The following is a 17,190-nucleotide window of genomic DNA, read 5'->3' as shown; positions in this document are numbered from 1 at the left end:
CGTACCGGGTTTGTCGGAGACTTTTTTATTTAAGTTAGGCCACCTGACCTAACGGGTTAATCTTATCATAGTACATTGCTTCAAACTCAAAAGGCGATACATAACCCAGTGCACTGTGTACACGCTTTTTATTGAACCAATCTACCCAGTTTAGTGTCGCAAGTTGTACATCTGCTAAACCTTGCCAAACTGCTTTTAGATATTCAATCACCTATGTTTTGTATAAGCCATTCACCGTTTCAGCCAAAGCATTATCGTATGAATCGCCTGTCGTACCGACTGATGCTCGTAAATTTGCTGCTTCTAAACGATTGGTATAGCGAATGGAAAGATATTGCACACCTCTGTCGGAATGATGAATCACATTCTTTGGCATGCCTCGATCATGCAATGCTTGCTCCAATGCATCGAGCACCATATCTGTATTCATCCGTGTAGATACTTTCCATCCAACAATTGCTCGTGAAAACACATCAATAATAAAGGCGGTATAGACCCAGCCTGAATGAGTTTGAATATACGTAAAGTCACCGACCCATAGTTGGTTTGGATGATCAGCACTAAAATTACGTTTCACTAAATCATCTGCCCGTTTTTGGTCATCTCGGCTACGGGTAGTTTGTTTATTCTTACCACGCCAAACACCTTGTATACCTAGCTTCTGCATCAATCGAGCAACTGTACAACGTGCAATCACATAGCCTTCACGTTTCAGTTGTTGCCAGACCTTACGCACACCGTATCGACCTGAACTTTCTTTCCAAATTCGCTTGATCTCCTCAGCATGATGCAAGTCATGTAAATCTCGTTTCGCTCGATGTTCTGGATTTACTGTGAGATCTAAAGTCCGGTAATAGGTTGAAGGTGCGATCGGTAAAATTCTACAAATCGCCTCGACTCCGTACAGCTGTTTATTATTATGGATAAAATCCACCATTATTTGTGTGGGCGGTCGAGCTCCGCCTGGGCGAAAAAAGCGGCTGCTTTACGTAGAATCTCATTGGCGCGTTGCAGTTCTTTATTTTCACGTTCGAGTTGTTTAATACGTTCTTGATCTGAAAGCTGCTGTACTTTAACTGGATTTTGTTTATCTAAATATTTTTGATACCAAACACGTAGTGTTTCAGGACTACAACCTATCTTGGGAGCAATAGCGGTGATCGCAGCCCAATTCGATGGATAATCTTTTTCAGATTCAATCAATAATTGAACCGCTCTTTCTCTGATTTCAGGGGTATATTTTAATTTTGTCATCGGGATAGTCTCTCAGAATATTGACTCTCCGACAAACCCGGTACGGTTCACTACTTTGAAAAGTGATATGTGCTGAAAAAAACAGGAGAAATTGTTACTTATGTTTGGGGTAAAAGAGATATAGCTATAGTCCAACGACTAAAGGAAAAGTTGAAACAGTTAAGTATTCACTATACCCGAATTTCAAGTAATCAATGGGATAGTTTTATCACTGCATTTAAAGACTGTCAGCAAAGTATTGGTAAGTTTTTCACTATAGGTATTGAGGGAAATAATTGCAAAATAAGGTATCGGATTAGATGTGTTAGTTCAGTATTGAGTGTGGCTTTAGCAAGAATACGGATATTAATGCTTCTCGCAATATTCTAGCGGTAGGACATACCACTTTGTCTGTGGAGGAAAGATGCGGTAAAGGTCGCTTTGTGAAGCAGAAAGCATGCCTAAATCCGTGAGGAAGTCGCCTAAGAGCTTTTGCTTTTAAAATCCCTGAGAAACATGTTTCGTAAAGAGTTAGTTGAAAGTGGGGGGAGTATGTTAGAAGTTTAATTTTATAAGCTATTGTAAAGATTCGGAAAGTTAATTATAGCATCCAATTGCAGAGCCAATAGTGACTTCATTTAATCTCAGCATACTTTTTGAAACACTACCTAAATTTTTAAGGTTTATAAAAAATATTGTTCTTTTTTATACTATGGGGTACTATAGTATCAATGCTAGCAAATAAGGAGGTCTGATGCCTAATCAGGTCGAAGACAAAAAAAAGATTCTTCTACGCGTCAGAAAGATCAAAGGTCAGACACAAGCGATTGAAAAAGCGCTAGAAGACAATGTGGAATGTGGTGCGATTCTGCAACAAATATGCTCTGTGCGTGGTGCTATTAATGGTCTAATGAATGAGATGTTAGAGGTTCATTTAAAGGACACTTTAGTATCAGGTGAAACCACAGAACAACAACGAAAAGAAGAATTGGCTGAAATCGCCAAGATTCTAAAATCATATTTAAAATAGATCTGTATAAGGAATTATTCCATGAAGTCACGTGCTGCCGTTGCGTTTGGTCCTGGTCAACCTCTTCAAATTGTTGAAGTTGATGTTGCACCACCGAAGAAAGGTGAAGTATTAATCAAGATTTCCCATACCGGTGTGTGTCATACAGACGCATTTACTTTATCTGGCGATGATCCTGAAGGCGTTTTTCCGGCTATTCTCGGGCATGAAGGTGCTGGTGTCGTAGTTGAGGTTGGTGAAGGCGTGACTAGCGTCAAACCAGGTGATCATGTAATTCCACTTTACACCGCTGAATGTGGCGAGTGCCTATTCTGTAAATCTGGAAAATCGAACTTGTGTATTTCCGTTCGAGAAACTCAAGGTAGAGGCGTAATGCCAGATGGCACCACTCGTTTTTCCTACAATGGTCAACCGATTTACCACTATATGGGCTGCTCAACGTTCAGTGAATACACGGTAGTGGCAGAAGTATCATTGGCTAAAATCAATCCTGAAGCCAATCACGAACATGTCTGCTTACTAGGTTGTGGTGTAACAACGGGTATCGGTGCAGTACACAACACGGCTAAAGTACAAGAAGGTGATAGTGTTGCGGTCTTTGGTTTAGGTGGTATTGGTCTAGCAGTCGTACAAGCCGCACGTCAAGCTAAAGCAGGACGTATTATTGTGGTTGACATGAATCCAGATAAATTTGTGCTGGCAAAAGAGTTTGGCGCAACGGACTTCTTGAACCCTAAAGACTACGATAAACCAATCCAGCAAGTCATTGTCGAAATGACTGGTTGGGGTGTAGATCATTCATTTGAATGTATTGGCAACGTGAATGTAATGCGTGCAGCCCTTGAAAGTGCACACCGTGGCTGGGGACAATCTGTAATTATTGGTGTAGCTGGCGCAGGTCAAGAAATCTCTACCCGTCCATTCCAACTGGTTACTGGTCGTAAATGGCTAGGTTCTGCGTTTGGTGGCGTAAAAGGTCGTACGCAACTTCCAGGAATGGTTGAAGATGCCATGAAAGGTAAAATTCAATTAGAACCATTTGTGACACATACGATGGGCTTGGATCAGATCAATGAAGCCTTTGATCTAATGCATGAAGGTAAGTCAATTCGTACTGTAATTCATTACGAATAATTCCGTCAGACCTTATAGTTTTCCATGCATGTGCATCATGAATGACATGCATGGAATCCTCTAAAACGGCACATTATCTGTAAAACCCATCTATCTGTGTAGGCATCGTGTATAGGTTCAACAAACCTGCCTACATTTTAAATCTTAATCACTATTCTCTGTGGAGAATGACAGACTCTTTGTTTACTCGATTTCTCATGAAGTCTTGCTCAACATAGGTAATTGATTATGGAAATAATTGAGAAACATGCTTCTTTTGGTGGATCGCAAGAAGTGTATTGCCATCAGTCAACAGCATTAAACTGTTCAATGAAATTCTCAATATATCTGCCACCTCATGACAAAGATGAGCAGTTGCCAGTTTTATATTGGTTATCAGGGCTGACTTGCAACGAACAGAACTTTATTACTAAAGCCGGAGCACAAAAGTATGCGGCTGAACATAAAGTCATTATTGTTGCACCAGATACCAGCCCACGTGGAGAAGATGTACCAGATCATGCAGATTATGATTTAGGCCAAGGTGCAGGATTCTATGTGAATGCAACACAAGCACCCTGGTCACAGCATTTCAAAATGTATGATTATATTGTGGAAGAGCTCAGAAATCTGATTGACCTGAATTTTCCGACCAACCAAGTCCAAAGCATTATGGGGCATAGCATGGGTGGTCATGGTGCATTAGTCATTGGGTTAAAAAACCCTGAGCTGTATAAAAGTATTTCTGCTTTTGCACCAATTGTTGCACCTAGCCAAGTACCTTGGGGGAAAAAGGCTTTCACACACTACCTAGGTGAAAACGAAACTTTATGGAAAAGCTATGATGCGATTGAATTAATCAAAAACGCGGAAGTTCATTTACCTATTTTAGTCGATCAGGGAACAGCTGATGATTTTCTTGAAGAACAGTTAAGACCTAAGCTGCTTAGTGATATTTGTTTGGAACAAGAATATCCTCTTACACTTAACCTAAGAGAAGGGTATGACCATAGCTATTACTTCATTGCGAGCTTTATAGAGAAACATATAGAGTTTCACAGCAAATTCCTAGCAAAAAAACTTTCATAGATATGAGGATATACATGTTGTTCTTGAATGCTTCTTGAGCAATATAATCTCCAGATGAAGAGGTCAGCTTATAAAGCTAAGGTAGAGTCAATTGATCCTTATATAACTAAGATTGAATTTAATCATCTCATATCTTGATTTTTGATTCAAATGTTAATGATATTAACTTGAATAAATTCATAGCATTATGTCGAAATAAAAACCTAAATTTTGGCTCAGCTATGGGAAATTTTTTTAACTTTTATACAACAAAACTTTCTGACATGCATACATTAGCAATGTCAGAATCAGTTTGAATTCTAATCAATTGTGGAGTTTTAGTCATGCTTAAAACAGCTTTATATGTGCGTCTTGAAGCTAAACCGGGTAAAGAAGAAGAAGTGGAAGCTTTCCTTAAAGCCGGTTTACCTATTGTAATGGAAGAACCTGCGACCGTTGCGTGGTTTGGCCTACGTCTTGGACCTACAACATTTGGTATTTTTGATGCATTTCCTGATGAGGCGGGTCGCCAAGCGCATTTATCTGGCAAGGTTGCAGCTGCTTTGATGGCTCAGGCCGAAGAGCTATTTTCAGAGCCACCGTCTATTGAAAAAGTAGATGTTTTGGCGAGTAAACTACCAGCTTAAACCGACGCTTAAATGTATGAGTGTGCTGCCTGAAATTTTGAATGAAAGGCAGCACTTCAACCCTGTGAGGTTTGTCAGAGGCTTTTTATTCAAGTTGGGCTACTTTATTTATTGGCTTAATCTCATCGTTTACATGGGTCAATATCCAAAACAGGGTAAATAAACGAATGAATCCACATGCCTTATATTGAACCAATCTATCTAATTTAGCGCTGCATTTGTACATCTGCTAAACCTTGCCAATCTGCTTTTAAAATATTTAATCATTGCTATTTTCTATGAGCCATTCACTGTTTCAGCCAATGCGTTCACGACCATGTCAATAGTCATACGTGTTGATATCTTCCATCCAACAATCGCTCGTGAAAATACATCAATAATAAAAGTGGTATAGAACAAGCCTGAATTTGTTTAAGCATCACTCAAGTTGGCAAGCTGAAATAATTTTTTAAAAAATAGACGACTGGTCTATTTTTATGTATAGTTAGCACATGGTGTAGGCAAAAGCCGCAGTATTGTCCAATTTTTTAAAGTTTATTTGATGAATAACGGTGGCTTTTCAAATCAATTAGCTGATCATCCTAGGATAAAAATATGCTGAATTTTAACTTTTATAATCCGACCCGCATTATTTTTGGTGGCGATACAATAGCTGAAATCAATGACTATGTGCCTACAGAAGCAAAAGTGTTAATGTTATTTGGTGGTGAAAGTGCACGTAAGAATGGTACTTTAGCTGAAGTGCGTGAAGCATTAGGTGCAAGAGAAATTCATGAATTTGGCGGAATTGAGCCGAATCCGAGTTATGAAACCCTCATGAAAGCTGTAGAGCTGATTCGAGAACAAAAGATTGATTTCTTGATGGCTGTCGGTGGTGGATCGGTAATTGATGGTACTAAATTTATTGCAGCAGCAGTCAATTATACAGGGGATACATGGGAGATTTTAGAAACCCATGGTACTAAAATTACTCAAGCTTTGCCTTTTGCGAGTGTACTCACCCTTCCGGCAACTGGTTCAGAAATGAATAGCGGTGGTGTAGTAACTAGAAAATCGACCCAAGCCAAATTGTCATTTAGCAGTCCCTATGTTTTTCCGCAATTTTCCGTACTAGATCCGAATAAAACCTTTAGCTTGCCGACGCGCCAGTTGGCTAATGGTGTGGTGGATGCATTTGTTCATGTCATTGAACAGTACTTAACTTACCCTGTGAATGTACAAGTACAAGATCGTTTTGCCGAAGGTCTATTGCAAACTCTGATTGAGATTGGACCGAAAATCTTGGAAGATTCAGCAGATTATGACACGCGTGCGAATTTGATGTGGTCTGCTAGCATGGCACTGAATGGGCTGATTGGAGCTGGTGTACCACAAGATTGGTCAACCCATTTGATTGGACATGAGCTCACGGCTTTACATGGTATTGATCATGCTCGTACCTTGGCCATTGTGTTGCCGGCCAATCTACAAGTGCGTCGTCAAGAGAAGCGAGAAAAATTACTACAGTATGCAGCTCGTGTCTGGCAGATTGTCGAAGGTGATGAAGAACAACGTATTGATACGGCTATTGCTCGTACTCGAGCCTTCTTTGAGCAACTTGGATTGCCGACTCGTCTTAGCGATTATGGACTGGGGGAGACAGATATTGAGATCATCATTACGCAACTTAAATCACACAATCTGACACAGCTAGGCGAACACAAAAATGTTTCATTAGAGATCAGTCGCCAAATTCTTGCGACGAGCATCTAAATAAGCTATCTGGCATGCTCACGCCACACAGCAAGTGATCATGCAACAATGCTCCTCAATCATGAAAATTATCGGAGAAATAACATGAAAATTTTAGTCGTTTTAACCTCACATGATCAACTTGGCAATACTGGTAAGAAAACAGGTTTCTGGCTAGAAGAACTTGCTGCACCGTATTACACCTTTATTGACTCTGGTGCTGAAGTTACGCTGGCGTCGCCTCAAGGTGGGCAGCCACCACTAGATCCTAAAAGTAATTTAGCCGATGCGCAAACTGAAGCCACTCATCGTTTTGAAGCTGATCCAACTGCAATGCAAGCATTGGCACAGACGCATAAACTTAGCGAAATTTCTGTAGCTGATTATGATGCAGTGTTTTATCCAGGCGGGCATGGTCCATTGTGGGATTTAGCAGAAGATCCGATTTCAATTTCTCTGATTGAACAGGCGATTCAGTCTGGCAAACCTGTTGCAGCAGTGTGTCATGCCCCAGGTGTTCTTCGTCATGTGAAAGCGAGTAATGGAGCGCCTTTAGTCAGCGGTAAATTAGTCACTGGTTTTAGCAATACTGAGGAGGCTGCTGTAGGCTTGACTGAAATTGTACCATTTTTAGTCGAAGACATGCTTAAAGAAAATGGTGGTCATTATTCTAAAGTAGATGATTGGCAAGTACATGTTCAAGTAGATGGCTTGCTGGTTACTGGACAAAATCCAGCCTCTTCTGCTGCAACTGCTACAGCATTACTTCAATTGTTGAAATAAAGAGTAGCTAGCGTCTGTTGTGGTGCTTAGCAGTGAATAACTTCTGACTCTGAGCAACGGGCGCAATAAGCAAAATAACCCTCACTTAATGGTGGAGGGTCTGAGTTAATAGCTTTCTTTCCTTTATTTTTCTATATACAGGAAGGAAGGGTATTTTTTAATTTAGATCAATTAAGTCATGATTACTTGGATACAATGAAGTGAAAGACAGCATACTTTTTCAAAACTTAAGCTTAGGCCCTTATGTTTTGCGAAACCGTATTGTATTGCCACCATTAACGCGGTCGCGCAGTACTCAGCCAGGGAATATTCCAAATGAACTGATGGCAACCTATTATCAACAGCGTGCCGGGGCAGGATTTATGGTCACCGAAGGTACGCAAATCGAGCCACGTGGTCAAGGCTATGCTTGGACTCCCGGTATTTACAGCCCTGAACAGATTGCTGGATGGCGTAAAGTGACTGAAGCAGTGCATGCTAAAGGAGGCATTATTTTTGCACAACTTTGGCATGTTGGGCGTGTTTCACATACATCTTTGCAACCTAATCATGCATCACCGGTCGCACCCTCGGCTATTAGGGCTGATAGTAATGTTAAAGTGTTTATTGAGACCGGGCCTAATGCTGGGACCTTGGCTGATCCTTCAATGCCACGTGCTTTAAGCAATGCAGAAGTTAAAGAATTAGTGCAACTCTATGCTCAAGCAGCACGCAATGCCTTGGCTGCTGGTTTTGATGGAGTTGAAATTCATTGTGCAAATGGTTATTTGGTGAATCAATTTATCTCTGCACATAGTAACCACCGTGAAGATGAATATGGTGGATCACTAAACAATCGTTTGCGTTTTTTACGTGAAGTAGTAGAGGCAGTTGCTGAGGTGGTTGGTGCAGATCGTTTAGGAGTGCGTTTTGCCCCGCTATTTGAAAGTACAGAGGAAGATCGTGTTTACATAGGGTTGGTTGAAGATGATCCACATGTGACTTATATTGAAGCCATAAAAATACTTGAAGAAGTTGGGATTGCCTATTTATCGATTGCAGAAGCTGATTGGGATAATGCACCAGAACTTCCTCATGATTTTCGTAGAGATGTCAGAGACACTTTCAGTGGTCGGATTATTTATGCAGGTCGATATACGGCAGAAAGAGGGACTCGAATTTTAGAGGCAGGACTGGCCGATTTAATTGCATTTGGACGCCCATTTATTGCGAATCCAGATTTACCCGATCGCATCGCCAATGGCTGGCCATTGAATCCAGTAGATGCAAGCACTATGTATGGTGGGACAGAAAAAGGCTATATTGATTATCCAGCTTACGCAGATTAGTATTGACTAAGTGAGTTATTTTGCCAACCTTTGTGGTTGGCAAAATAAGGACTTAGGATTGCTGTTGCCAGCATAAATTCTTCTTAAAACAAATTCTTAAAATTTTTTAGCTGTGTAATGAGCCAACCTGCCAGTGGGAAAGAAATCAGTTGCGTTACTGGCACTAATACTATGACTTCAATCAACACCATCATCGGGAAACTTTGATGCTGAGTAATTGGCTTTAATAAAGTGAGTACCAGTAATAGTGTGGGATATAAGCCTAAATATCCAACTAAAATACGAGTCATGAGGGCTTTAGAAGGAGAATTCATTGTGCGCTATACTCATGGATTGTAAATTGATCTAATAGCAACACATTAATAAGTAATCATTGGGCTGCTGTCATTAATTATGTAATTGATATTTAATCTAATTTTTACGAAACTTCACTTTTTAATAGAAATTTAGTTGCTCTCAGAGCTTGATGTAATGGTGTTTTATCTTTTTGCAACTTACTCAGTAATGCTGCACCTAACCACATTTGGTAAAGTACTTGTGCCAAAGTCGAGGCCTCAGTATCTGCTTGGATAGACTGATCCTGTTTTCCCAAATCAATTAAACCAGCAATACGCTCGATTACATCATCCACGCCAGCGGACATAATGGAGCGCATATCTTCAGATAGATCGGCAACTTCTGCGGCAAGTTTCACAATTAAACAACTATCCGCCCAACCACACTGTGTTTCAGGATCTTCTATCCATAAATTAAAATACTCAATCAGCTTTTGATAAGGAGATTTATCGCTACGCCATACATCATTTAAACGGACTTGGTAATTATCCACATAATGCTGTACCAATTCACATCCGAAAGCTTCCTTGGATTGGAAATAATGATAAAACGAGCCTTTGGGGATCTCACAGCTCTGTAAAATTTCCTGTAATCCTACACCAGTAAAACCTTTATGCAAAATCAGGTCTGAACTGGTGTTAAGAATGTGTAAGCGCTTCGCTTCAGACTTTTTAATAGGATTAGGCTTCATATTAATTATTTACTCTATTATAAAAAATAGACCAGTCGTATTGTTTTTTATTATAACTCCTCTACAATGGATGTAAAGAAATTTTAATCATAATTTTTGATTGTGAAGGGAAGTAATTCTAAATAAAACATGGAGTTATGTGTGTGAAAACAGTTATTAATCAACGCATCGTTTTAGCTAAACGGCCAGTGGGTGAGCCAAAACACAGCGATTTTCGTATTGAACAAGTTGAGCTCAATGAACTTAAACAAGGCGAGATATTGTTAAAAACCATTTACTTGTCACTCGATCCTTATATGCGTGGTCGCATGAGCGATGCTCCTTCATATGCAGCACCGGTTGAAATTGGCGAAGTGATGGTCGGTGGAACAGTCAGTCAAGTAGTGGCCTCTAAAAACCCAAAATTCAAAGAAGGCGAGTGGTTTTTTTCAGGAAATGGCTGGCAGGGCTACGCAATTTCTAATGGGACTGCATGTCAAAGCTTAGGTATGCAACCTGAACATCCATCTTGGGCATTGGGTATTTTGGGAATGCCAGGATTTACTGCTTATATGGGGTTGTTGGACATTGGTCAGCCTAAAGCCGGTGAAACTTTAGTCGTTGCAGCTGCAACGGGACCTGTTGGTGCTACGGTTGGACAGATTGGCAAACTTAAAGGTTGTCGCGTGGTTGGCGTCGCAGGTGGGCCTGAAAAATGCCGTTATGCAGTAGAAGAACTCGGCTTCGACGCTTGTATCAATCATCATGATGAAAATTTTGCAGAACAATTACAACAAGCAGTTCCGAACGGTATTGATATTTATTATGAGAATGTAGGGGGTAAAGTGTTTGATGCGGTATGGCCATTGCTTAACTCTGCGGCACGTGTACCGGTGTGTGGTGTGGTTTCCCAGTATAACGCTACCGAGCAAGTACAAGGGCTAGACCGTTTACCGGGCTTTATTTCCACCCTTTTAAAAAAGCGTATTCGCATGCAAGGCTTTATTATTTTTGATGATTATGGCAGTCAGTATCCGGAATTCTATCAGCAAATGTTTGAATGGTTGAAAGACGGAAAAATCAAATATAAAGAGCATATGGTGCAAGGTTTAGATAACACGATCAATGCTTTCAATGGTATGTTGAAAGGCGAAAACTTTGGCAAAGTGGTTGTAAAAATTTAAAAAAATAGGAATTATCATGATTAAACTACATCATTTAGATCAATCACGTTCTTTTCGCATTTTGTGGTTACTTGAAGAAATCAAGCAGCCCTATGAGCTGAAACGCTATTATCGTGACTCAAGCACGCATTTGGCCCCTGAATCTTTAAAAACCATCCATCCTTTAGGGAAATCTCCAGTATTGGAATGGGATGGCAAAGTTATTGCAGAGTCAGGCGCAATCGTTGAGTTATTAATTCAGAAACTTGCGCCGCATTTAGCACCAGATATGGATGAATCTACTTATGTCGATTATCTACAGTGGATTCATTTCTCAGAAAGCTCTGCCATGCTGCCATTTTTGTTAAAAACGTTTAATGCGATAGAAACCAAGCAAGGCACGAAGTTGGTATTTCTAGAAAATTATACTCAAGTTGAGTTCGATAAGGTATTTGGCCATTTAAATGAATATTTAAAAGATAAAGAATTTCTAGTGGCAGACCGTTTAACCGGTGCTGACTTTATGATGGGCTTTGGACTACATGCTTTAGTTTATCATATGGGACAAGGTGAAAATTATCCCCATATCCAACGTTATGTAGCAGGTTTAAGCCAACTACCTAGCTGGCAAGTCGCAGTACAAATTGAACAAAATGGTGTGAAAAGTCAAAAATAGCAAAATTGTTTTTTTAACGCAATTGAGAAAAAGAATCATGATTGACAAGTACATATGATTATAAAATAACCTGACACTTATTTAAAGTAAACGCCTAATGAATTTCATCGGGCGTTCTCTATTTTAAAGATAAGGAATTACCATTATTTAAGACAAGTTTCGCCTATTCTTTCACTGCAAATTCCTATCAAAAGAGCTTAAATATCACGACGGTTACGTTGAAAGATATAATCAACTTTTGAAAGAAAAGGGCTTTGTTGCACAAACCTATCTGTAAAGGTTTTTTCAGCGATATAATTTTCAAATGAAGAAGCCTACACATAAAATCTATCGTACAACCAATTGGTCCGTATATAACCGAGCTCTTATTAATCGTGGGAATATTGCCATTTGGTTCGATCCAAAAACCCAGTGGTATGCACAATCACAAGGTAAGCATGGTCGAAATCAAACCTATTCTGATACTGCCATCCAGTGCTGTCTGATGATCAAATCCCTATTTCGATTGTCTTTACGCATGGTCACAGGTTTTGTTCAAAGTCTGATTAAACTTTGTGGATTAAATTGGACAGCGCCAGATTACAGTACGCTGTGTAGAGGACAAAAGCATATTGATATTGTAATCAGCTACCAAAAAAGTAGCGATGGGCTGCATCTACTCATGGACTCTACAGGCATGAAGTTTCTAGGTGAGGGCGAATGGAAACGCAAGAAACATGGACCTGAATATCGTCGCCAATGGCGTAAATTACATATTGGTATAGATGCTAAGACCCTGCAAATACGCGCTATTCAGCTCACAACCAATAATGTCAGTGATTCACAGGTACTTGGTGATTTACTTGATCAGATTCCACAAGATGAGCAGATTGACTCTGTTTATACCGATGGAGCTTATGACACCAAGAAATGCCGTCAGGTCATTGCAGATCGGCAAGCGCATGCGGTGATTCCACCTAGAAAAAATGCGAAACCATGGAAAGATACAAAGAGCAGCTCGCTAGAGCGAAATGAATTACTTCGAACAGTTAAACGTTTAGGTAGGACACTATGGAAAAAATGGTCAGGCTATCATCGGCGAAGTTTGGTTGAAACTAAGATGCATTGCATCAAATTATTAGGAGATAAACTTAGTGCAAGGAGCTTTGATAGCCAAGTCAATGAGATTCATGCACGTGTAGCAGTCCTCAACAGATTTACGGAATTAGGTCGACCACTTACCCAAGTTATGCCTTAAATTTGGCTCAATTAGGGGCGCTTTGCATTTCAAATCTTTGTGCAATAAAGCCAAAGAAAAGTGACTAACGCACAGCAACATTAAATTATTCCTTGGGGTATTAAACAAGTAATCTATATCATTTTAATAACATAAACACATATGCGTAAAAATCACGCCCCGCTTAACTGGCAATAGTTTTTGAACCCTCGTATAAAAGCTTAAAAGAATCTAGCAAGTCTTTATTTAATGTTAATACTCATCCAGTATTGAGGTTTTTTATCTTTTCTTGCCTGTGATCTAGGTTGTAATACTCTAATTTCATACTCACCTGAAGCAGGTAAAATATAAATACCATTATCATCAAGCTCTGGAGAATATTCTCCAATATTGATGGAGTCTTTTAATTGATTACCCCATAAGTAAGCTTCAACATTTCCTCCAGTCAACTTCACTTTTAACTTTTGCCCTTTTTTAGCATAAAATTTGTAGGAATCATACTTGTATCCCTCTATCCTTCCGTAATAATTTGCAGAGTAAGCTTTTTTTGCAAACTTAACTACAACAGTCTTTCGTATATCATTGTTATCATTTGCAAGTACGGCTGGGCTAAGCATAGTTAAAGTTAGGGCCATAAAAGCACCAGCTAGTAATTTCGTATTCGCTATTTTCATAAGGTTACCTTAATTCTTGTATCGCCCCTGACATAGTAACATAAGTAATAAGTAACCATGAATCATGGAACAGAACTGTGAATAGTCATAACATAGAGTTGCACTTCAAATGCTAATTTAAGACTTGCGAAATCAATGGTTAATTAATTGGTCACTAAGGAATAGCCAATCTAGATATAAAGTTTATTTAACAAATACTTATAAAAATATATGATGCGTATCATACGCATCATATATAAAGCGTTCTATTTTGATATAATTGATCCAATCAACCCCTTATTAGGTTTCATTTAAATTCCATGAGTCTTACTGATATTAAAGTTCGCCAAGCTCATTGCAAGGAAAAAACCTGTTTTTTATCCGATGAAGATGGGCTTAGCCTGAAGATTGAGCCGAGTGGAAGAAAATCTTGGTGCTATCGCTATACAGATCCACAAACTAAAAAACGTCGACGCATTCAGTTAGGTCTTTATCCTGATTTATCGCTGAAAAAGGCACGACGAGTCAGAGATGACTTTAAAGACAATAATTTCTGTTTTGAACATCATACTGCCTCTAATCTTATCACCTTTGGTAAGGTCGGGGAGGAGTGGTTACAGTTCAAACTGAAGAATGCTTTCAACGATCTACCCCGCTGTGGTGTACTACAGTTAGCAGAAAGATGCTTACAGCAAGATATTTATCCAGACCTTCAGGATTTACCTTTTCAAAACATCAAGCGCTATGACCTGGTTTCAGTAATCAAAAAAATAGAGGGACGCCAAGTAAAAGAACCTGTCAAAAAAGCTTGTAGTTATTTGAACCAAATTTATGACTACGCTGTAGCGATGGGTTATTGTGAGTTCAACATCGCTCATGGTTTAAATAAAATCACCATTAACAGCAAAATCAAGAAAAATTATCCGTATTTGAAAGCGGAGGAAATATCTGATTTTAAGAATAAATTACAAAAATTGGATGCCCATCCCATTATTAAAAAAGCACTGATGTTCAAATTACATACTGGCGTGAGAGGGGCCGAATTGTTATTGGCTGAGCCTCATCATTTTGATTTAAATGAAAAAATCTGGAAAATACCTGCCTTGCATATTAAACAGTTTCGACGAAAAGTTATATTAGGCCATGAGATTCCAGATTTTTTAGTTCCACTTTCAAATCAGGCTTTAGAGATTTTGAAAGACGTCATGCAGTGGTCATACGGTGAAAAATACCTTTTTGCTAGCCCTCGCAAACACAATCAACCAATTCATTTTAATACTCTAAATATGGCCATACGTAAGATGGGGTATGGCAAACATCAACTATCTTCTCATGGATTACGTTCTACTTTTAGTACCATTTTGAATGACTCAGGTTTGTTCCAAGATAAATGGATTGAGGCACAACTTTCACATATTGATAAGAACCGTACCCGTGCCAGCTATAATCACGCTGACTATTTAGCTCAACGGACTGAAATGATGCAGTGGTGGGGTGATTATTTAAGTACTAGTAAGTGAAAATCGTACTTTTATACATAAACTTAAAACATGATGGGGTGTCAAATGGATAGTCAACAATATACTTACCGTGTTAAATGGTCAGTTGAAGATAATGGGTATGTTGGGTTATGTGCTGAGTTTCCATCATTGTCTTAGCATGATGCGGATCAGTCTAAAGCATTCTCAGGAATAGAGGAGCTCGTTGCTGATGTTGTCGCTGATATGATTAGCAATAATGAAAAAGTTCCTACACCACTCTCCGGAAAAATATAGTAGGCAATTTATTGTCCTTGTTCTCAGTGGTTCAACAAAAACTAGCCCTCGAAGCTGCAGAACGTAGTGTGGGCATGAATCGTTTAGTATCAGTAAAAAGAGCTATGTAATTTTAGTCTTTACTAAGGTCCATTAGGAGTGAGTGATAAAGCAGGAACAAGAATTTATGCTTCATATATTCTGTAAATCGTATGAATTTGAATTAATAGGTATTTTAAAAGAAAGTTTTCTTTGTTTTAGTGTTTTTATATAAAAAAATAATTTTTAAAAATAACTTAGGCTAATTGATAAACACTATCTGGAAAGATTAAAAGAAAATATTTTTTAATTTCTGCTAATTCATTTAAGGCAGGTTCCCTTTCTAGCAGTTGAAATGTCCAAATAAGTACAGCCTGATGATTATCATAGCAAGTATTTACTCCAAGAAAATTAGCCAATCCATAACTTCTATTGATGTTCATTTCTTTAATTAATTGATTTCCTAAGAGAGGTGGATCAGGAAATTTGAACAACACTTATAAGTGATATTTTGCTCCCCAAATGATGTTATAAACATCAATATATGGAGTATTTTATGGCACGTAGACCAAGAAGAAATCATTCAAATGATTTTAAAGCTAAGGTAGCACTTGCTGCGATTAAAGCAGAAAAAACACTTGCTGAATTGAGTGCTGAATTTGATGTTCATCAAAACCAAATTATCGACTGGAAAAATCAACTGATTTCAGCTTCCTCGCAAGCTTTCGATCAATCAAAAGCTCCAACAGAACCACCCATCGATCTAAAAAAACTACATGCAAAAATCGGTGAGCAGGCATTAGAAATTGATTTTTTAGAAGGTGTGTTGAAGAAACTGGGCCGCTTCAACCACAAAAGTTAATCGATGACTCACTTCAGATTTCAGTATCTAAGCAAGCTCAGCTGCTGAAAGTCTCCCGTGGTTGTTATTACTATCGCCCAAAACCTGTGAGTGCATCAGATCTGAAGCTGATGCGGTGTATGGATGAGTTACATATGCAATACCCTTTTGCAGGTAGCCGTATGATGCGTGATTTGTTGAATCGTCAAGGACATCATATAGGACGACGTCATACACGTACTTTAATGAAGAAAATGGGCATTAATGCGTTATATTGCAAACCAAATTTAAGCCAGGCTAATCAAGCTCACCGCAAATATCCATATCTGCTCAAAGGATTGGCTATTCAGCGCAGTAATCAAGTGTGGTCTACGGATATAACGTATATCCCTATGGCAAAAGGCTTTGTTTATTTATGTGCTGTGATTGATTGGCATAGCCGCAAGGTACTTGCGCATAGAGTATCGATTAGTATGGAGGTTACATTTTGCATAGAAACATTAAATGAAGCTATTGAAAAATATGGTCGACCTGAAATATTTAATACAGACCAAGGCAGTCAGTTTACCAGTGATGCATTTATTGATGTATTGAAATCAAATGACATCCAAATCAGCATGGATGGTAAAGGTCGATGGGTTGATAATGTGATGGTTGAACGATTATGGCGGAGCGTTAAATATGAAGAGGTGTATCTCAAAGCCTACAGCAATGTTTTGGATGCGAAGAAGCAATTAAACGCATATTTTGAATTTTATAATTTGAAACGACCTCATTCGAGTCTGGACAAAATGACTCCAGATGAGTTTTACTATGACCAGCTACCACAACAAAATAAGGTAGCTTAACTAGAGCAGAGTATCACTTATAAATAAGCTTTTAGTTGTTCAAACATGTGGGACCACCTCT

The 17,190-nt window shown here is 38.9% G+C and carries 16 protein-coding genes, 5 pseudogenes and 1 other annotated feature; of the genes and pseudogenes, 15 read left to right on the top strand and 6 right to left on the bottom strand.

What is annotated here, in order from left to right; genetic code table 11:
- Window positions 1–34: 34 nt before the first annotated feature.
- Window positions 35–1,254 (bottom strand): annotated as a pseudogene (locus MKL36_RS12630) (IS3 family transposase).
- Window positions 863–979: a sequence feature (AL1L pseudoknot), on the bottom strand. Its footprint overlaps the pseudogene before it by 117 nt.
- Before the next feature lie 75 nt (window positions 1,255–1,329).
- Here MKL36_RS12630 and MKL36_RS12625 point away from each other — a divergent pair.
- The 6 genes and pseudogenes from MKL36_RS12625 to MKL36_RS12605 form a co-directional block, all read left to right on the top strand.
- A pseudogene (locus MKL36_RS12625) lies at window positions 1,330–1,554 on the top strand (IS1 family transposase); the annotation flags it as partial.
- A gap of 14 nt (window positions 1,555–1,568) precedes the next feature.
- Window positions 1,569–1,719, top strand: a pseudogene (locus MKL36_RS19110) (RNA-guided endonuclease InsQ/TnpB family protein); the annotation flags it as partial.
- Between the two features lie 268 nt (window positions 1,720–1,987).
- Complete coding sequence (locus tag MKL36_RS12620; RefSeq protein ID WP_001133624.1) at window positions 1,988–2,263, top strand: metal/formaldehyde-sensitive transcriptional repressor; 276 nt, start codon at window positions 1,988–1,990, stop codon at window positions 2,261–2,263.
- A gap of 21 nt (window positions 2,264–2,284) precedes the next feature.
- Complete coding sequence (locus tag MKL36_RS12615) at window positions 2,285–3,397, top strand: S-(hydroxymethyl)glutathione dehydrogenase/class III alcohol dehydrogenase (RefSeq protein WP_000842147.1); 1,113 nt, start codon at window positions 2,285–2,287, stop codon at window positions 3,395–3,397.
- 228 nt (window positions 3,398–3,625) lie between these two features.
- Entirely contained in the window at window positions 3,626–4,465 is an 840-nt protein-coding gene (gene fghA / locus MKL36_RS12610) for an S-formylglutathione hydrolase (RefSeq protein WP_006582027.1), read from the top strand.
- 323 nt (window positions 4,466–4,788) lie between these two features.
- Window positions 4,789–5,091 carry a putative quinol monooxygenase gene (locus MKL36_RS12605; RefSeq protein ID WP_000920559.1) on the top strand — a complete coding sequence of 101 codons (303 nt, stop codon included), beginning with the start codon at window positions 4,789–4,791 and terminating at the stop codon, window positions 5,089–5,091.
- Between the two features lie 85 nt (window positions 5,092–5,176).
- Here the strand turns inward: MKL36_RS12605 and MKL36_RS12600 are convergent.
- Window positions 5,177–5,502 (bottom strand): annotated as a pseudogene (locus tag MKL36_RS12600) (IS3 family transposase); the annotation flags it as partial.
- A gap of 183 nt (window positions 5,503–5,685) precedes the next feature.
- On the opposite strand from MKL36_RS12600, the gene MKL36_RS12595 reads away from it, so the two are divergent.
- The 3 genes from MKL36_RS12595 to MKL36_RS12585 all read left to right on the top strand — a co-directional run bounded on the left by MKL36_RS12595 (window position 5,686) and on the right by MKL36_RS12585 (window position 8,933).
- On the top strand, window positions 5,686–6,843 hold the full coding sequence (locus MKL36_RS12595; RefSeq protein WP_006582026.1) for an iron-containing alcohol dehydrogenase: 1,158 nt from the start codon (window positions 5,686–5,688) through the stop codon (window positions 6,841–6,843).
- Window positions 6,844–6,927: 84 nt separating this feature from the next.
- Window positions 6,928–7,605: a type 1 glutamine amidotransferase domain-containing protein gene (locus MKL36_RS12590; protein WP_000699624.1), complete on the top strand. Its 678-nt coding sequence runs from the start codon at window positions 6,928–6,930 to the stop codon at window positions 7,603–7,605.
- Window positions 7,606–7,805: 200 nt separating this feature from the next.
- Window positions 7,806–8,933 (top strand): alkene reductase, encoded by a 1,128-nt coding sequence (locus tag MKL36_RS12585; RefSeq protein ID WP_000655271.1) that lies wholly within the window; start codon window positions 7,806–7,808, stop codon window positions 8,931–8,933.
- Between the two features lie 83 nt (window positions 8,934–9,016).
- Here the strand turns inward: MKL36_RS12585 and MKL36_RS12580 are convergent, their stop codons facing one another.
- Window positions 9,017–9,247: a hypothetical protein gene (locus MKL36_RS12580; protein ID WP_001087973.1), complete on the bottom strand. Its 231-nt coding sequence runs from the start codon at window positions 9,245–9,247 to the stop codon at window positions 9,017–9,019.
- Between the two features lie 104 nt (window positions 9,248–9,351).
- The gene (locus MKL36_RS12575) at window positions 9,352–9,960 is read right to left on the bottom strand and encodes a TetR/AcrR family transcriptional regulator (protein WP_000804053.1); all 609 of its coding nucleotides are present in this window, start codon (window positions 9,958–9,960) and stop codon (window positions 9,352–9,354) included.
- 143 nt (window positions 9,961–10,103) lie between these two features.
- Here MKL36_RS12575 and MKL36_RS12570 point away from each other — a divergent pair, with 143 nt between their 5' ends.
- The 3 genes from MKL36_RS12570 (at window position 10,104) to MKL36_RS12560 (ending at window position 13,015) form a co-directional block, all read left to right on the top strand.
- A complete protein-coding gene (locus MKL36_RS12570) occupies window positions 10,104–11,123 on the top strand; it encodes an NADP-dependent oxidoreductase (RefSeq protein WP_006582025.1) in 1,020 nt (339 codons plus the stop codon).
- Window positions 11,124–11,139: 16 nt separating this feature from the next.
- Entirely contained in the window at window positions 11,140–11,778 is a 639-nt protein-coding gene (locus MKL36_RS12565; RefSeq protein WP_000593330.1) for a glutathione S-transferase family protein, read from the top strand.
- A 304-nt stretch (window positions 11,779–12,082) separates the two neighbouring features.
- Entirely contained in the window at window positions 12,083–13,015 is a 933-nt protein-coding gene (locus tag MKL36_RS12560; protein WP_016653397.1) for an IS5 family transposase, read from the top strand.
- A gap of 221 nt (window positions 13,016–13,236) precedes the next feature.
- Here MKL36_RS12560 and MKL36_RS12555 read toward each other — a convergent pair whose 3' ends face one another.
- Window positions 13,237–13,668, bottom strand: coding sequence for a PPC domain-containing protein (locus MKL36_RS12555; RefSeq protein ID WP_000684951.1), 432 nt, complete (start codon window positions 13,666–13,668; stop codon window positions 13,237–13,239).
- Between the two features lie 299 nt (window positions 13,669–13,967).
- Here MKL36_RS12555 and MKL36_RS12550 point away from each other — a divergent pair, with 299 nt between their 5' ends.
- On the top strand, window positions 13,968–15,167 hold the full coding sequence (locus MKL36_RS12550) for a tyrosine-type recombinase/integrase (protein WP_005134224.1): 1,200 nt from the start codon (window positions 13,968–13,970) through the stop codon (window positions 15,165–15,167).
- A gap of 33 nt (window positions 15,168–15,200) precedes the next feature.
- Window positions 15,201–15,422 (top strand): annotated as a pseudogene (locus MKL36_RS12545) (antitoxin HicB).
- A gap of 275 nt (window positions 15,423–15,697) precedes the next feature.
- On the opposite strand, the gene MKL36_RS12540 reads toward MKL36_RS12545, so the two are convergent.
- Window positions 15,698–15,937: a hypothetical protein gene (locus MKL36_RS12540; protein WP_086374141.1), complete on the bottom strand. Its 240-nt coding sequence runs from the start codon at window positions 15,935–15,937 to the stop codon at window positions 15,698–15,700.
- A 47-nt stretch (window positions 15,938–15,984) separates the two neighbouring features.
- Here MKL36_RS12540 and MKL36_RS12535 point away from each other — a divergent pair.
- Window positions 15,985–17,129, top strand: a protein-coding gene (locus tag MKL36_RS12535; RefSeq protein ID WP_085944219.1) for an IS3 family transposase whose coding sequence is annotated in 2 segments (ribosomal slippage) — window positions 15,985–16,249 and window positions 16,249–17,129 — 1,146 coding nt in all. Because the reading frame shifts where the segments join, the coding sequence is not laid out codon by codon here.
- The last annotated feature ends 61 nt before the right edge of the window (window positions 17,130–17,190 follow it).

The organism is Acinetobacter sp. AOR12_HL (genome assembly GCF_027855275.1).
In the GTDB taxonomy this organism is placed as follows: domain Bacteria; phylum Pseudomonadota; class Gammaproteobacteria; order Pseudomonadales; family Moraxellaceae; genus Acinetobacter; species Acinetobacter baumannii.
Note: the sequence above shows the minus strand (reverse complement) of the source record. Positions and strands in the feature narration are given on the sequence as shown.

Bases quoted from the DNA above. Each gene is read 5' to 3' on its own strand.
- MKL36_RS12620 (WP_001133624.1), top strand. From the start codon at position 1,988: ATGCCTAATCAGGTCGAAGACAAAAAAAAGATTCTTCTACGCGTCAGA.
- MKL36_RS12615 (WP_000842147.1), top strand. From the start codon at position 2,285: ATGAAGTCACGTGCTGCCGTTGCGTTTGGTCCTGGTCAACCTCTTCAA.
- fghA (WP_006582027.1), top strand. From the start codon at position 3,626: ATGGAAATAATTGAGAAACATGCTTCTTTTGGTGGATCGCAAGAAGTG.
- MKL36_RS12605 (WP_000920559.1), top strand. From the start codon at position 4,789: ATGCTTAAAACAGCTTTATATGTGCGTCTTGAAGCTAAACCGGGTAAA.
- MKL36_RS12595 (WP_006582026.1), top strand. From the start codon at position 5,686: ATGCTGAATTTTAACTTTTATAATCCGACCCGCATTATTTTTGGTGGC.
- MKL36_RS12590 (WP_000699624.1), top strand. From the start codon at position 6,928: ATGAAAATTTTAGTCGTTTTAACCTCACATGATCAACTTGGCAATACT.
- MKL36_RS12580 (WP_001087973.1), bottom strand. From the start codon at position 9,247: ATGAATTCTCCTTCTAAAGCCCTCATGACTCGTATTTTAGTTGGATAT.
- MKL36_RS12575 (WP_000804053.1), bottom strand. From the start codon at position 9,960: ATGAAGCCTAATCCTATTAAAAAGTCTGAAGCGAAGCGCTTACACATT.
- MKL36_RS12565 (WP_000593330.1), top strand. From the start codon at position 11,140: ATGATTAAACTACATCATTTAGATCAATCACGTTCTTTTCGCATTTTG.
- MKL36_RS12560 (WP_016653397.1), top strand. From the start codon at position 12,083: ATGAAGAAGCCTACACATAAAATCTATCGTACAACCAATTGGTCCGTA.
- MKL36_RS12555 (WP_000684951.1), bottom strand. From the start codon at position 13,668: ATGAAAATAGCGAATACGAAATTACTAGCTGGTGCTTTTATGGCCCTA.
- MKL36_RS12550 (WP_005134224.1), top strand. From the start codon at position 13,968: ATGAGTCTTACTGATATTAAAGTTCGCCAAGCTCATTGCAAGGAAAAA.